Source organism: Aeromonas fluvialis, assembly GCF_000819885.1.
Taxonomy (GTDB): domain Bacteria; phylum Pseudomonadota; class Gammaproteobacteria; order Enterobacterales; family Aeromonadaceae; genus Aeromonas; species Aeromonas fluvialis.
Window position 1 is genome coordinate 15,349 of record NZ_CDBO01000021.1, and the last position, 15,615, is coordinate 30,963.

Consider the following 15,615-nt stretch of genomic DNA (forward strand, 5'->3'; position numbering starts at 1 on the left):
GGGCTCCTCAGGCGTCCTGGCCGCTAAGGGCCTGCAGTGTGGTGCCATGGCTGGCTGCGATGGCGGCCAGCACGGCCGCCGCCTTGGCGCGGGTTTCGTCCGCCTCGGCCTGGGGTTTGGAGTCATAGACCACCCCGGCACCGGCCTGTACGTGGGCCACGCCATCTTTGACAAAGGCGGAGCGGATGACGATGCAGGTATCCATCTCGCCGGCGCCGTTGATGTAGCCGACGGCGCCGCCGTAGCTGCCGCGGCGCTTGCCCTCTACCATGCGGATCAGCTCGCTGGCGCGGATCTTGGGGGCGCCTGTGAGGGTGCCCATGTTCATGCAGGCCTGATAGGCGTGCAGGGCGTCAAGGTCTGAGCGCAAGGTGCCGACCACCTTGGAGACCAGATGCATCACGTGGCTGTAGCGATCCACCTTCAGCAGCTCCTTGACGTAGCGGGTTCCCGGCTCCGAGATACGGGCGATGTCGTTGCGGCCCAGATCCACCAGCATCAGGTGTTCGGCCACCTCTTTCTCGTCCTGACGCAGCTCCAGCTCGATGCGGCCATCGAGATCCCGGTTGATGCTGCCATCCGGGTTGAAGCCGCGGCGGCGGGTACCTGCGATGGGGTACATCTCCACATCGCGGCTGGTGGCGCAGAATTTCACCGCGCTCTCCGGTGAGGCGCCAAACAGGGTGAAGCCCACATCCTGCACGTAGAACATGTAGGGGCTGGGGTTGGTCTGTTTGAGGCGGCGATAGGCAGCAAGCGGGCTGGGGCAGGGCAGGGAGAAGCAGCGTGACGGCACCACCTGGAAGATGTCACCGCGGCGGATAAAACCCTTGAGCTTCTCCACCTCGGCGCAGAACTGCTTGTCGCTCTTGTCCACGCTGATGCCGCCGGCGAGGGCAGGGGTTGCGGGCTCCTGCGCGGGGGCCTGCTGGCAGGCTTGCTTGAACTGGTCGAGGCGCTCGCTCAGGCGGTGGTATCTCTCTTCCACCCGGCTCTCGTCGCTGTCGCCGCCAAAGACACAGGCCAGCAGTTGAGTGGTGCGCTCGATGTGGTCGATGGTGATCAGGGTCTCGGCCACATAGAAGCAGTAGTCGGGGCAGTCGTTGCTCCCCTCAGGCACCTCGGGCAGATCTTCAAAGGAGGCGATCAGGTCGTAGGCGAAGCTGCCCGCCATAAAGAGCGCCTCTTTGCCGAGCTGGCAATCGAGCTCCCGCTGCAGGGTGCGCAGCACGTCCAGCACGCTGCTTCCCTTGAGGCGGCTGTCTTCATCCTGCTCCCGATCAGAAGCCGGGAAGTCGAGTTGCAGCTCGTCGGCTACCATGCTCTGGATAACGGCGGCGGGCAGGCGCTCACTCAGCAGGCTCTGCAACTGGGCGCCGTTGTCGTTCAGGCTGCGCACCCGCACGGTGCGACCACGGCACTCGATGCGCAGGCAGGCATCCACCAGCAGCAGGCTCTGTTTGCCCGCCTTGGAGTCTATCTCCACCGATTCCAGCAGCAGGTTGTTGGGGCGACCCTGACAGAGGCGGGTATAGAGCGCCAGCGGATCGGCCACATAGGGGGCGTTGAGTTTGAGGGTATCGAATTCACCCAGAGGAAGGCGAGGCGTGGCTGTCATAGTGGGTTCCCTTGCGTGTGATGCGTTTTACCGATGCTCATGACGTTGAATTCCTTAGAAATTTAATAGGGCCTGGGTGGCTGGTTCAGGGGCGCCATCGCCAGGTCAGGTTGCTTGTCTGAATTCCCGGTTTCATCACAGGTCCATTTGCCGGATAATAAAAAAGCCCGCTGGGGTCAGCGGGCTTTTTCTTTGGGTTCTTAATTTGCTGTCAGATTACAGGTACAGCAACGACCACACGCCCGCATGTCAGGGAGTGTGCCACCACCAGATGGTCAGGATGGAAGTCGTTTGCATGATAAAGTCCTGTAAAAAATGTATGCAATGAAGTGCCTACAGAAAACGATAAAGCCGCGGCCAAGTCAAGTCGCTTTTTAGCCTTCTTTCACCGATTTGCCATGAATAGTGACCTGACCACGAGAGCGGAATAACCTGATGAGATTCGATCTACACTGCCATACCACAGCCTCTGACGGGGTGCTGAGCCCCGCCGATCTGGTGCGCCGCGCCGCCGAAAAACAGGTCGAAGTGTTAGCGGTTACTGACCACGATACCCTTGCCGGGCTTGATGAGGTGCGCCGCACCATCGAGACAGAGCAACTGCCGCTGCGACTGGTGAGCGGGGTCGAGATCTCCACCGGCTGGGAGCATCACGAGATCCATATCGTGGCACTGGGGGTGGATGAAAAAAATGTGGCGCTCACCGATTTTTTGGTTGGCCAACAGGCTCGCCGCGAAGCGCGCGCGCTGGAAATAGGGCGCCGCCTGGACAAGTGTCTCATCCCCGGCACCTATGAAGAGGCCAAACAGCTTGCCGGTGACGCCGCCGTGACCCGCGCCCACTTTGCTAGGGTGCTGGTGGCGCGCGGGGTGGCCGACAACATGCAGAAGGTATTCAAAAAGTACCTGAGTCGCGGCAATAAAGGCTATGCCCCGGCCGAGTGGCCCGAGATGAGCGAGGCGATCCGTGCCATTCACGCGGCGGGCGGGCTGGCGGTACTGGCCCATCCCAGCCGTTACGATCTCACCGCCAAGTGGATCAAGCGGCTGCTGGTGGCTTTCAAGGCGGCCGGTGGCGATGCCATGGAGGTGTCACTGCCCCAGCAGAGCCCGCAGGAGCGGGCCAATCTGGGTCAGTGGGCCAAGGATCACGACCTCTATATCTCGGTGGGATCGGATTTTCACTTCCCCTCCAACTGGACCGAGTTGGGCCGCCACCTCTGGCTGCCCAAAGAGGGGATGCCCATCTGGCTGGCCTATCCCGGTCACTTTGGGCTTACCACCGAACAACAGGCCGAGCTGCTGGCGAGTCGGTAACGGCGTCAACGAAGAGGGAACACACAGGGCAAGAGGGGATGGCCATAGTGTGGCTGGCCTATCCCGGTCACTTTGGGCTTACCAGCGAGCAACATGCCGAGCTGCTGGCGAGTCGGTAACGACGCCAACGAGGTGGCCGCAAGCAGGTGAAGTGGCCATAAACAGGTTAAGGTAGTGTTATGGGTCTTTGACCCGTGACCATACGAGCGGGCAGGTATCGCTGCCCCCATTGCGAGAACAAGCCATGAGTCAGCATTTTTACGTACATCCGGAAAACCCCCAGGCCCGTCTGATCGGTCAGGCGGTACAGATCATCCAGAATGGCGGCGTCATCGTCTATCCGACCGACTCCGGCTATGCGCTGGGTTGCCAGATGGGTGACAAGGGCGCGCTGGAGCGCATTTGCCGCATCCGTCGCCTCGACGCCAGCCACGACTTCACTCTGGTGTGCCGCGATCTCTCCGAGATCTCCACTTATGCCAAGGTCGATAACAGCGCGTTTCGCCAGATCAAGAACAATACCCCGGGCGCCTACACCTTCATCTTCAAGGCGACCAAAGAGGTGCCACGCCGTCTGATGAACGAGAAGAAGAAGAGCATCGGCATCCGGGTGCCGGACAACAAGATCGCCCAGGCGCTGCTGGAAGCCCTCGGCGAGCCGCTGCTCTCCACCACCCTGATCCTGCCGGATTCCGAGATGGCGGAGTTCGACCCGGAAGAGATCTTCGACAAGCTGGGCAAGCAGATCGATCTGGTGGTCAACGGTGGCTATCTGGGCGAACAGCCCACCACGGTAGTGGATTTCTCTGACGACGAGCCGGTATTGCGTCGTCGCGGCGCCGGGGATCCGACCCCGTTTGAGTGATGTTGCTGAACCGGTGACAGTCCCCTCTGCCGAGACGGGGGCTGGCTCCACGTTGCCCATCGCGCGGGTTCTGGGGCAGCCCTATCACGAGCTGCCCCAGGACTTGTTCATCCCGCCCGATGCGCTGGAGGTGTTTCTCGATACCTTCGAGGGGCCGCTGGATCTGCTGCTCTACCTTATCCGGCGCCAGCAGCTCGATATCCTCAACCTGCCGATCCTGCAGGTCACCGCCCAGTACATGGAGTACGTGGAGTTGATGCAGGGGCTCAATCTTGAGTTGGCGGCCGAATATCTGCTGATGGCGGCCTGGCTGGCGGAGATCAAATCCCGCCTGCTGCTGCCCAAGGCGCCGGAGCTGGAGGACGAAGAGGAGGGGGAAGACCCGCGGGTGACCCTGATCCGCCGCCTGCAGGAGTACGAGCGCTACAAGGTGGGAGGCGAGCGCCTCAACGCGCTGCCACGGGTGGAGCGGGAGATTTTTATCGCCACCGCCTTGCCCCCCGATTTTGGCGCCCTCAAGCCACTGGCGCCCGATGTTTCGTTGGTTGAGCTCGCCCTTTACATGCAAAGTGTGGTAAAACGCGCGACTCATTTCGAACATCACCAGATACGCCGCGAACAGATCCCGACCCGGGTGCGCATGGCGGAGATCATCGCCATGCTCTCGCTGGGGCAGACCCTGCGCCTTGAGCAGGTGCTGCGCGCGGAAGAGGGGCGCATGGGGGTATTGGTGACGTTTCTGGCTCTGCTGGAGCTGTGCAAGGAGCAACTGATCTGGATCCTGCAGGCAGAACCGCTGGGACCAATTCATTTCGCATTGGCTGCAGAAGAGGATGAGAAACGTGAACAGACCCATTGAGCATGCATCCTGTCTGTTTCGTTTCATCCAGAACCCCTGGGTCACATTGCATTTCGCATTGGCTGCAGAAGAGGATGAGAAACGTGAACAGACCCATTGAGCATGCATCCTGTCTGTTTCGTTTCAGCCAGAACCCCTGGGTCACATTGCATTTCGCATTGGCCGAGCAGAGCGAGGAGGGCAACCGTGGCGCTGCCCACTGAACGACTCAAGACCTTGATCGAAGCGGCCCTGTTCGTGGCCGGTCGTCCGCTCAATGTCAGCGAGCTGAAAAGCAGCGTGCTGGCCGATTATCCGGTGACCAGTCGCTACGTTCAGCTGCTGTTGGCCGAGATCAGGCAAGATTACAGCACGCGAGGCGTCGAGCTCAAAGAGGTCGCCTCCGGCTGGCGCTTTCAGGCGCGTCAGGAGTATGCCGAGGAGCTCTCAAGGCTCTGGAGTGAACGGGCGCCGCGTTATTCGCGCGCCGTGATGGAGACGCTGACCCTGATCGCCTATCGCCAACCCATCACCCGGGCCGAGATCGAAGCGATCCGCGGGGTGGCGGTGTCGAGCCAGATAGTGAATACCCTGAAAGAGCGTGGCTGGGTGCGCAGCATCGGTCACAAAGAAGTGGCAGGCCGCCCCGAGCTGCTCGCCACCACCAGAGAGTTTCTGGATTATTTTAATCTGCAGAGTCTGGAGCAGCTCCCCGAGCTGGATCCCGAGCTGCAACCCTTGTCGCTCTCCGGAGTAGACGAGGGCAGCGATGCCCGGTAAATGGCGCCCAATCGTGTCAATTTCACCGGCATGGACATTTTTCAACCGTGGCGAACGCTCCAACCGGCGTTTGTGACAGTTAACCCCGTTGCCCCTTTTACGAGTGGGCAGCGATCAACAATCAGGTAACCCCGATGAGTGAAAAACTGCAAAAAGTGTTGGCCCGCGCGGGTCACGGCTCCCGTCGTGAGATGGAGGCCCTGATCACCGCAGGTCGGGTCAGTGTGGATGGCAAGGTCGCCACACTGGGGGATCGCGTCGAAGTGAACGCCGTGATCCGGGTGGATGGTCACCAGATCAAGACCCGTGCCGCGGAAGAGGTCATCTGCCGCGTACTGGCTTATCACAAGCCGGAAGGGGAGATGTGTACCCGTCACGATCCGGAAGGTCGTCCCACCGTGTTTGATCGTCTGCCCAAGATGGAAGGTGCCCGCTGGATCGCGGTCGGCCGCCTCGACGTCAACACCTCCGGTCTGCTGCTGTTCACTACCGACGGTGAGCTGGCCAACCGCCTGATGCACCCGAGCCACGAAGTGGAGCGGGAATACGCGGTACGTGTGTTTGGCGAGATCACCGAAGCCATGTTGCAGCGTCTGCGCAAGGGCGTGCAGCTGGAAGATGGCACCGCCAAGTTCAACAAGATCAAACCGGCTGGCGGTGAGGGTCTGAACCAGTGGTTCAACGTCACCCTGACCGAAGGTCGCAACCGTGAAGTGCGCCGCCTGTGGGAATCCCAGGAGGTGCAGGTAAGCCGCCTGATGCGGATCCGCTACGGCGACGTCAAGCTGGACCGCGGCATCCCGCGCGGCGGCTGGCAGGAGCTGAAACTGCCGGAAGTGAACTACCTGCGCAGCCTGGTCAACCTGCCCAATGAGACCGAATCCAAGGTCGATCTGCAGCAGGATGGCAAAACCAGCCGTCACAAGCAGGCCGCCCAGATCCGTCGAGCCGTGCAGCGTCACAAAGAGATGCAGGGCAAAGAACCCCGTGCTCGCGCCACCACCGCCCGTCGCAAGCCGCAAGCCTCTACCCGAAACTCCGGTACCGGCAGCAAGTAAGCCGACAACCCGTTGCGAACTGCGTGCTGTCAAAGAGCACACAGTCGGCCAATAGAAAGGCCCGCACCAGATGGTGCGGGCTTTTTTTGTATCAAATGACCCCCATTGCTTGCCAAGGGGGAGGCTGGCAAGAGGTTGAAGGGCGTTTCTGTCGTTTGAACGCCCGCAGTCTCGTCGTCGTGGTTGCTCTGCGCCGGTGAGCTTGTTAGCCTGTGCGGCTCTGATAGAGGAGTGAACGATGAGCAAGGAACTTGATGAGCTGCTGGCGTTGCTGGCGCTGGAAAAAATCGAGGAGGGCCTGTTTCGGGGCCAAAGCCAGGATCTTGGTCTGCGGGCCGTGTTTGGCGGACAGGTAATGGGGCAGGCCTTGTCAGCCGCCAAGCAGACGGTCGAGACCGGCCGTCAGGTTCACAGTTTTCACTCCTACTTCCTGCGTCCGGGGGATGTGACCCGTCCCATCGTCTATGACGTGGAGAATATCCGCGACGGCCAGACCGTCTCCACCCGCCGGGTCAAGGCTATTCAGGGCGGCAAGCCCATCTTCTATCTCAACGCCTCGTTTCAGGTGCCGACCGACGGCTTCGAGCATCAGGCGCAGATGCCCACCGGCATCACCCCGCCAGAGGAGCTCAAGAGCGAGCTGGAGCTGGTGCGCCCCTACGAGAACCTGATCCCGGCCTCCCTGCGGGACAAGATCCTCTGCGAGCAGCCCATCGAGATGCGCCCGGTCACGTTGGTCGACCCTATTCGTCCGACGGTGCAGGATCCGGTGCGCCACGTCTGGTTCAAGGCCAATGGCCATATGCCGGACGATCTGCGGATCCACAAATACCTGCTGGCCTACGCCTCCGACTTCAACTTCCTGCTCACTTCCCTGCAGCCCCACGGGGTGTCGTATTGGGAGCCGGGAATGCAGGTGGCGACCATCGATCACTCCATGTGGTTCCACCGCGATTTTCGCTTCGACGACTGGCTGCTCTACGTGGTAGACAGCCCGAGCGCCAGCGGCGGTCGCGGTCTGGTGCGCGGCCAGTTCTTTACCCGTGACGGCATACTGGTGGCGAGCACCATGCAGGAGGGGGTGATCCGCCGTCGCGGCAGTTAAGTCGCGCAGCGGAGTGCAAAACGGGGTGGCTTGGGCCACCCCGTTTTCATTTCTGCTAGTCGTGTTGGCTATGCGGACTCAGCCGCCACGCTGGTACTTGAAGCGCTTCTTGCGCCGGTAGGGATAGACATCCTCGAACACCCCCACCTTGATGTTGCTCTGCAGCATCTTCCAGTAGTTGGCGTCGAACATCTCCTTGTGCAGCTGCAACATGATCTCCCGCACCAGTGGCTTTTGCAGCAGGAAGGTGGCGAACTCCTCGGGGAAGATGTCGTTGGGGGCCACCGAGTACCAGGGCTCGGCGCACAGCTCATCCTCGGGGTAGCGCGGCGGCGGGATCTGGCGGAAGTTGCACTCCGTCATGTAGCAGATCTCGTCGTAGTCGTAGAACACCACCCGGCCGTGACGGGTGACGCCAAAGTTCTTGAACAGCATGTCCCCCGGGAAGATGTTGGCCGCCGCCAGCTGCTTGATGGCGTTGCCGTACTCCTCCAGCGCGAGCCGGGTCTGCTGCTCGTCCGCCTTGTCCAGATAGAGGTTGAGGGGGATCATCTTGCGCTCGGTGTAGAGGTGCTTGATCACCAGCTTGTCGCCTGTGATGGTGAGGGCCGACGGTGCCACCGTTTGGAGCTCGGCAAGGAGCTCCGGCGAGATACGATCCAGCGGAAACTCGAAGTTGGTGAACTCCTGGGTATCGGCCATGCGGCCAACCCGATCGTGCTGTTTAACCAGCCGATACTTCGCCTTCACCTGCTCGTGGCTCACATCCTTGGGCGGCGTGAACTCGTCTTTTATCACCTTGAACACCACATCGTAGGAGGGGAGGGTGAACACGCTCATCACCATCCCCTTGATGCCGGGGGCGATGATGAACTGATCCCGACTCTGGGCCAGATGGTGGCGGTAGTGGCGATAGAGCTCGGTCTTGCCATGCTTCTGGCAACCGATGGCGTTGTAGATCTCGTAATCGGGCTTGTGGGGCATGATCTGGCGCAGGAAGGCGACAAACAGCGCCGGTTCGCGGGCATAGACCATGAAATAGGCGCGGGCGAAGCCAAAGACGATGGAGGCGAGATCCGGCTCGAAGATGACGGTATCCACATAGATGCTATGGCCGGTGCTGAGCAGGGGCAGGATAAAGGGGAACACCTGATCCCGGGCCCGGATCAGCCCCACCAGATAGGCCCCCTTGTTGCGGTAGAACACCTCCTTCAACAGCTCAATGGCAAAGGGCTCGTCATGGAGGATTTGCGGGCCGTTCTCGGCAAGATGGCGGTGGATGTCAACAATATCCCGCTGCTTGTCCTCATAGGGGAGGGTGAAGCTGTAATCCCCCAAAAGCTGGCTCAGGGTTTGCGGCAGGTGAGCAAGATCGGTGCGATAGACCCGCAGCAGGGCGCTCAAGTCAGGTTTTTCGCCACGGCTGACGAAGGGGTGGATATAGAGGTTCTCGTCGCGGATATTGCGATGGCGGAAGATCCGGCGATAGACGGAGTTGAAGAAGGACTCCGCCACCTCGAAGTTGTCACAACGAGGCAGCAGATCGCTGAAGGCACTCTTGACCCGCTTGAGCAGCGCCTGGGTGGCGTGGTGCTCTCCCATCATCTGGCGGATGGAGCTGGCGGTGGCCCCCACATGGTGGTCATAGAGCCGAATCCGCTCCCGCCCTGCCAGCTGCACCCCCAGCCAGTCACTGTTCTCGAAGCGGCTCTTGCTGCCCTGGGTGATTTCGAGAAACCGGCTGTAAAACGACTCGAAGCGTTGCAGAATCGTCTCGGCGACGGCCTGTTCCAATGGCTGCTGCATCTCTGTCTTCCTTGTGATCTGTCGGGCCGATAGCGCGAAGGATTGGGTGTAATTTGTTCACACGTCAGGCCACTATCGCAACATTCAAACGTCTGTTCAAGTGGCAATTTTCGGGGATAAACGGTAGATTGCGCCCCTGTTTTGGTGATGGTTTAGCGACTGTTTGCTGTCTGTTTGAGTGGCCGTCCGGCCTGTGAGGAAACCCGATGAAACTCTATTTTGTCCTGGTGGCACCTGCCCGCCCCGCGAATGTGGGGGCCGCTGCCCGCGCCATGAAAACCATGGGATTCGATGCCATGCGACTGGTGGCGAGCCGGGTACATGAAGAGGAGGAGGCGAGCTGGGTAGCTCACGGCGCCCAGGAGATCCTGACTCAGGCCGAGGCGTTCGATAGCCTTCCCGAGGCGCTGGCGGACATGGATCTGGTGATCGCCACCACTGCCCGTGAGCGCGGCCGTTACCAGCACTACCTCACGCCGGGGGAGATCCGCGAGCAGATCCGTGCCAAGCCTTCACTCAACAAGGTCGCCATCGTCTTTGGCTGCGAGGAGTCGGGGCTCTCCAACGAGCAGCTGGCCGAAGTCGATCTCATCAGCTATCTGCCCCTCAAGGTGAGCTACCCGTCGCTCAATCTGGGGCAGGCGATCATGCTCTACGCCTACGAGATGAGTCAGCTGATGGATGAGCTGAACGCCGACGGTGCCGCTGCGGTAGCAGAAAATTTTGATAATGCCGGGCAGGTTCGAGTGCTCAAAAGCAAAACAGCAGAATTGCTAGGTGAACTCGGAGTTTCGCAGGATGAAAAACTGCATCAATGGGTGATGGACCGGGTGCCCATGCTGCCGCAGCGGGATTTGAACATGCTCCACCTGCTCTGCAAAGACCTTGCGCGCCGCTTTGGGCGTGAGTAGCAAAGAGGTTTAAGTTGACAGCCCGCCGCCCGCCGCGGTATTGCTAAAAGCCAGCTTCGTCAACGAGTGTTTGTCATGCAGTTATTCATCAACATCATCACCACCACCATTATTACCGGTACCACCACAGGTGGCACTGGGGCCGGTTGATGCGCTGACGAACAAGCTCAGAAATCAAAAAAGGCCCGTACCCACCCAGTACGGGCCTTTTTGTTGGATTGGTTTTTAGATTGAATTTCATAGATTTACAGGGAGAGAAAGCGATGAGAGTGTTGAAATTTGGCGGGTCTTCACTGGCCGATGCAGAGCGTTTTTTACGGGTGGCGGATATCGCGGTCAACACCCACGGCCAATCTCAGGTAGCCCTGGTGCTGTCTGCGCCTGCCAAGGTGACCAATCATCTGGTAGCGCTGGTGGAACAGACCAGTCGTGGCATGGATGCCAGTTCCACCCTGTTTGAAGTGAACGGCATCTTCTCCCGCCTGCTGGCCGGGTTGAAGGCGGCCTATCCGGCGCTGGATGACAAGGCGCTGCTGGCCCGTCTCACCGCCGAGCTGGATCAGGTGGAGCGTCTGATGCAGGGCATCCGTCTGCTGGGCCTCTGTCCGGACAACGTGCAGGCGCGCATCCTGAGCCGTGGCGAGAACCTCTCCATCGCCTTTATGCACGAACTGCTGCGGGTACGCGGTCTGGAAGTGGATCTGATCGTACCGGAAGAGCTGCTGGCCACCGAGGGCGGCTACCTCGAAGCGCACGTCGATATCGAAGCCTCCCGTCTGCGCTTTGCCGCTAAAGGGCTCCGTAAAGATTGCCTCTATCTGATGCCGGGCTTTACCGGTGGCAGCGACAAGGGGGAAACCGTGCTGCTGGGCCGCAACGGCTCCGACTACTCCGCCGCCGTGCTGGCTGCCTGTGTCGATGCCGAGTGCTGCGAGATCTGGACTGACGTCGAGGGCTGCTACAGCTGCGACCCCCGTCTGGTGCCGGATGCCTACCTGTTGAAAACCCTCTCCTACAAGGAGGCGATGGAGCTCTCGTATTTTGGCGCCAAGGTGCTGCACCCGAAAACCATCGCGCCGGTGGCCCAGTTCCATATTCCCTGCCTCATCAAGAACAGCTTCAACCCGCAAGGGCCGGGCACCCTGATCGGCCCCGAGAGCGGCGACGATGACCTCAAAGTGAAGGCCATCTCGGATCTCTCCGGCATGTGTATGTTCAACGTCTCCGGCCCCGGCATGAAGGGGATGGTTGGCATGGCCGGTCGCATCTTCTCCGCCGTCTCCCGCGCCGGGGTCAGCATCGTGCTGATCACCCAGTCATCTTCCGAGTACAGCGTCAGCTTCTGTATCCACAGCTACGACAGTGAGAAGACCCGCAAGGTGCTGGAGCGCGAGTTCGAGCTCGAATTCAAAAACCAGCTGCTGGAGCCGCTGGATATCATCAGCGATCTGGCGATCATCTCCCTCATCGGCGACGGCATGCGCACCAGCAAGGGGATGGCGGCCCGCTTCTTCACCTCGCTGGCGCAAGCCTCCATCAATATCGTCGCCATCGCGCAAGGGTCGAGCGAGCGCTCCATCTCGGCGGTGGTGCGGGATCGCAAGGTGGCGGAAGCCATCAAGGCGTGTCACCAGAACTTCTTTGGCAGCCAGCAGTTTATCGATCTGTTTGTGGTCGGGGTCGGCGGCGTCGGCGCGGCGTTGGTGGATCAGATCGCCCGCCAGCAACCGGTGCTGGCCGAGCAGGGCACAGGCCTGCGGGTAGTGGGCATCGCCAACAGCCGCCAGATGGCGGTCAACAAGGATGGCCTGAACCTCGCCAACTGGCGTGAACAGCTGGTGGAGGCGCAGGGCAGCTTCTCGCTGGAAGGGGTGAAAAAGCTGGTGGAAGATAGCCATATCATCAACCCGGTGATCGTCGACTGCACCTCCTCCGAGGCGGTGGCTGTCCAGTATGCCGACTTCCTCGCCGCCGGTTTCCATGTGGTCACCCCGAACAAGAAGGCCAACACCGGTTCGCTCGATTACTACAAGGCGCTGCGCCGCACCGCCCGCCAGACTCGTCGCAAGTTCCTGTACGAGACCAACGTGGGCGCCGGTCTGCCGGTTATCGAGAACCTGCAGAACCTTATCAAGGCCGGTGACAAGCTGCGAGCCTTCGATGGCATCCTGTCGGGGTCGCTCTCCTTTATCTTTGGCAAGCTGGATGAAGGGATGGCCTTCTCCGAGGCGACCCAAATCGCCCGCAGCAACGGCTTTACCGAGCCGGATCCCCGCGACGATCTCAACGGCATGGATGTGGCGCGCAAGCTGCTCATTCTGGCTCGCGAAGCCGGCATGGCGCTGGAGCTCTCTGATGTGGAAGTCGAGCAGGCGCTGCCGCCGGGCTTTGACGTCAGTGGCGATGTAGAAGCCTTTATGGCCCGTCTGCCCGAAGCTGACGGCTGGTTCCGCGACCAGTTCGCCGCGGCCCAGCGTGAAGGCAAGGTGTTGCGCTATGTGGGTTCCATCGAGGGTGGCAAGTGCAAGGTCGCCATCAAGGCGGTCGGTGGCGACGAGCCGCTGTTCAAGGTCAAGGACGGGGAGAACGCGCTCGCCTTCTTCTCCACCTACTACCAGCCGATCCCGCTGGTGCTGCGCGGCTATGGCGCCGGTACCGAAGTGACAGCGGCGGGCGTCTTTGCCGACGTGCTGCGCACCCAGAACTGGAAGCAGGAGCTATAAGCATGAGTTCAGACATGTACCCCTCTTATATGACGGACGGCGGTAGCGTAGTCGCCTATGCGCCTGCCTCCAGCGCCAACCTGAGCGTGGGATTCGATGTACTGGGGGCGGCGCTCGCCCCCGTGGATGGCTCTCTGCTCGGCGATCGGGTGCAGGTAAAAGCGGCTGACGTGCCGTTCGCCCTCTCCGCCGTGGGCCGCTACGCCCATAAGCTGCCGGATGATCCGAAAAAGAATATCCTGTTCGATTGCTGGGTTGCCTATGGCGAGGCGCTGGAGAAGCGCGGTCTGACACTCAAGCCGCTGGCGATGGTGCTGGAGAAGAACCTGCCGGTGGGCTCGGGGCTGGGTTCCAGCGCCTGCAGCGTGGTGGCGGCCCTTGAAGGGCTCAACGCCTTTCACGGCGAGCCGCTTAATGAGCACGACATGCTGCTGCTGATGGGGGAGATGGAAGGCAAGATTTCAGGCTCCGTCCACTACGACAACGTGGCCCCCTGTTATCTCGGCGGCATGCAGCTGGTGCTGGAAGAGCACGGCGTTATCAGCCAGGGTATTCCGGTGTTCGATCAGTGGTACTGGGTGGTCTGTTACCCGGGTACTGTGGTCTCCACCGCCGCCGCCCGCGCCATTCTGCCGGCCCAATATCGCCGTCAGGATTGCCTCACCTATGGCCGCCGCCTGGCTGCCTTTGTCCACGCCAGCTACACCGGGCAGGAGGGGCTGGCGGCGAGCGTCTTGAAAGACGTGATTGCCGAGCCCTACCGCGCGGCGCTGATCGAAGGCTTTGCCGAGGTGCGGACGCAGGCGGCCCAGAACGGCGCGCTGGCCACCGGCATCTCCGGCTCCGGTCCCACCGTGTTTGTGGTGATGAAGGATCTGGCGCAGGCCGAGCGGATGAAAGAGTGGATGGAAGCACATTTTGTGCAGAACGAAGATGGATTTGCCCGGGTCTGCAAATTGGACATGGCCGGGGCACGGGTAACAGGAAGCGAGCTATGAATCTTTACAATATCAAGGACAACAGCGAACAGGTGAGCTTCGCGCAGGCGGTGCGTCAGGGGCTAGGCCGCGATCAGGGGCTCTTCTTCCCCGAGGTGATTGCGCCGCTGGCCGATGTGGATGCCCTGCTGGATCTGCCGCTGGCCGAGCGCTCTGCCCGCATCATCAGCCACCTGCTGGGGGACGAAGTGCCCGCAGCCAAAGTGAGCGAGTTGATCAATGCCGCCTTCACCTTCCCGGCGCCGCTGGTGAAGCTCAAGGATGGCACCTATGCCCTTGAACTGTTCCATGGCCCGACCCTGGCATTCAAGGATTTCGGCGGCCGCTTTATGGCCCAGTGCCTCGCGGCCTTTAGAACCAACGACAAGATTACTATCCTCACCGCCACCTCCGGCGACACCGGCGCCGCCGTGGCCCACGCCTTCTACGGGCTGGAGGGGATCGAGGTGGTGATCCTCTATCCCAAGGGCAAGATAAGCCCCTTGCAGGAGAAGCTCTTCTGCACCCTCGGCGGTAATATCCGCACCATCGCCATCGACGGCGACTTCGATGCCTGTCAGGCGCTGGTAAAACAGGCCTTTGATGACGAGGCGCTGAAAAAGGCCATTGGCCTCAACTCCGCCAACTCCATCAATATCAGCCGTCTGCTGGCGCAGGTTTGCTACTACTTCGAAGCGGTGGCCCAACTGCCCAAAGCCGATCGCGCCAAGGCGGTCATCAGCGTGCCGTCCGGCAACTTTGGCAACCTCACCGCGGGGTTGATTGCCAAGGCGCTGGGGCTGCCGGTGAAGCGCTTTATCGCCGCCACCAACGCCAACGATACCGTGCCGCGTTACCTCAAAACCGGTCAGTGGGAGCCGCACCAGACAGTGGCAACCCTGTCGAACGCCATGGATGTCAGCCGCCCCAACAACTGGCCGCGCGTAGAAGAGCTGTGCCGTCGCAAAGGCTGGGCGCTGGAGACCCTGGGGTCAGGTATGCGCAACGACGCCGACACTCGCGATGCCCTTAAACGCCTGCACCAGCTGGATTACCTCTGCGAACCCCACGGCGCCATTGCCTGGGATCTGCTAGGGGAACAGCTGGCCGAGGATGAGGTAGGGATATTCCTCTGCACCGCCCATCCTGCCAAGTTCAAGGAGTCGGTGGATGAGATCCTGGGCCTCGATGTACCGCTGCCAGCCCCGCTGGCCAAACACGCCGAGTTGCCGCTGCTCTCCGTTAATTTGCCTGCGGAGTTTGCCGGGTTAAGAGCTTTTCTGCTGGCTTAAACCTTGGCCGCGAGCTCACTGGTAGAAATAAAAATCCCCCGGCAACGGGGGATTTTGGTTATTGCATTGGGAAAGGTGGTTCAAGTTTGATCTGCTTCTGCTTGTCCACGCCTCCGAGTTTGTTGCCGGGATAGAGATTTAAAGTTGGAGGGGGAGGGACTTCAATCGAGAGCTAGCCGAGCAATGCTGTGGAGGGGCCTAGATGTCGTCTTTTAATGCCAATCGAATCTGCTCTCACCAGACAAAAAGTGACGTAAGTGTCAGTAATGACTTATTTTTTTGCGCTGGCTCAACACATCGCCCTGACAGGAGACAGGCTCCTTAT

The 15,615-nt window shown here is 60.7% G+C and carries 12 protein-coding genes and 1 other annotated feature; of the genes, 10 read left to right on the forward strand and 2 right to left on the reverse strand.

What is annotated here, in order from left to right:
- Positions 1 to 7: 7 nt before the first annotated feature.
- On the reverse strand, positions 8 to 1,618 hold the full coding sequence (locus BN1125_RS05035; RefSeq protein ID WP_042011039.1) for an anthranilate synthase component 1: 1,611 nt from the start codon (positions 1,616 to 1,618) through the stop codon (positions 8 to 10).
- A gap of 435 nt (positions 1,619 to 2,053) precedes the next feature.
- On the opposite strand from BN1125_RS05035, the gene rnm reads away from it, so the two are divergent.
- The 6 genes from rnm (at position 2,054) to tesB (ending at position 7,581) form a co-directional block, all read left to right on the forward strand.
- Complete coding sequence (rnm, locus tag BN1125_RS05040; RefSeq protein WP_042011040.1) at positions 2,054 to 2,935, forward strand: RNase RNM; 882 nt, start codon at positions 2,054 to 2,056, stop codon at positions 2,933 to 2,935.
- Positions 2,936 to 3,179: 244 nt separating this feature from the next.
- The gene (locus BN1125_RS05045) at positions 3,180 to 3,800 is read left to right on the forward strand and encodes an L-threonylcarbamoyladenylate synthase (protein WP_042011041.1); all 621 of its coding nucleotides are present in this window, start codon (positions 3,180 to 3,182) and stop codon (positions 3,798 to 3,800) included.
- Positions 3,793 to 4,659, forward strand: a complete 867-nt coding sequence (locus BN1125_RS05050; protein WP_042011042.1) for a segregation and condensation protein A — start codon at positions 3,793 to 3,795, stop codon at positions 4,657 to 4,659. Before BN1125_RS05045 ends, BN1125_RS05050 begins: the two co-directional genes overlap by 8 nt.
- A 186-nt stretch (positions 4,660 to 4,845) precedes the next feature.
- Entirely contained in the window at positions 4,846 to 5,418 is a 573-nt protein-coding gene (scpB, locus tag BN1125_RS05055) for an SMC-Scp complex subunit ScpB (RefSeq protein ID WP_042011043.1), read from the forward strand.
- A 134-nt stretch (positions 5,419 to 5,552) separates the two neighbouring features.
- Positions 5,553 to 6,476, forward strand: a complete 924-nt coding sequence (gene rluB, locus BN1125_RS05060; RefSeq protein WP_042011044.1) for a 23S rRNA pseudouridine(2605) synthase RluB — start codon at positions 5,553 to 5,555, stop codon at positions 6,474 to 6,476.
- Positions 6,477 to 6,714: 238 nt separating this feature from the next.
- Positions 6,715 to 7,581 (forward strand): acyl-CoA thioesterase II, encoded by an 867-nt coding sequence (gene tesB, locus BN1125_RS05065; RefSeq protein ID WP_042011045.1) that lies wholly within the window; start codon positions 6,715 to 6,717, stop codon positions 7,579 to 7,581.
- 78 nt (positions 7,582 to 7,659) lie between these two features.
- On the opposite strand, the gene aceK is transcribed toward tesB, so the two are convergent.
- A complete protein-coding gene (aceK, locus tag BN1125_RS05070; protein ID WP_042011046.1) occupies positions 7,660 to 9,387 on the reverse strand; it encodes a bifunctional isocitrate dehydrogenase kinase/phosphatase in 1,728 nt (575 codons plus the stop codon).
- Between the two features lie 206 nt (positions 9,388 to 9,593).
- Here aceK and BN1125_RS05075 point away from each other — a divergent pair, with 206 nt between their 5' ends.
- The 4 genes from BN1125_RS05075 to thrC all read left to right on the forward strand — a co-directional run bounded on the left by BN1125_RS05075 (position 9,594) and on the right by thrC (position 15,290).
- Positions 9,594 to 10,298 carry a tRNA/rRNA methyltransferase gene (locus BN1125_RS05075; protein WP_042011047.1) on the forward strand — a complete coding sequence of 235 codons (705 nt, stop codon included), beginning with the start codon at positions 9,594 to 9,596 and terminating at the stop codon, positions 10,296 to 10,298.
- Between the two features lie 85 nt (positions 10,299 to 10,383).
- Positions 10,384 to 10,513, forward strand: a sequence feature (Thr leader region).
- Positions 10,514 to 10,561: 48 nt separating this feature from the next.
- On the forward strand, positions 10,562 to 13,021 hold the full coding sequence (gene thrA, locus BN1125_RS05080) for a bifunctional aspartate kinase/homoserine dehydrogenase I (RefSeq protein WP_042011048.1): 2,460 nt from the start codon (positions 10,562 to 10,564) through the stop codon (positions 13,019 to 13,021).
- A gap of 2 nt (positions 13,022 to 13,023) precedes the next feature.
- Positions 13,024 to 14,019, forward strand: a complete 996-nt coding sequence (gene thrB / locus BN1125_RS05085) for a homoserine kinase (protein WP_042011049.1) — start codon at positions 13,024 to 13,026, stop codon at positions 14,017 to 14,019.
- Positions 14,016 to 15,290: a threonine synthase gene (gene thrC / locus BN1125_RS05090; protein ID WP_042011050.1), complete on the forward strand. Its 1,275-nt coding sequence runs from the start codon at positions 14,016 to 14,018 to the stop codon at positions 15,288 to 15,290. Before thrB ends, thrC begins: the two co-directional genes overlap by 4 nt.
- Positions 15,291 to 15,615: the final 325 nt, after the last annotated feature.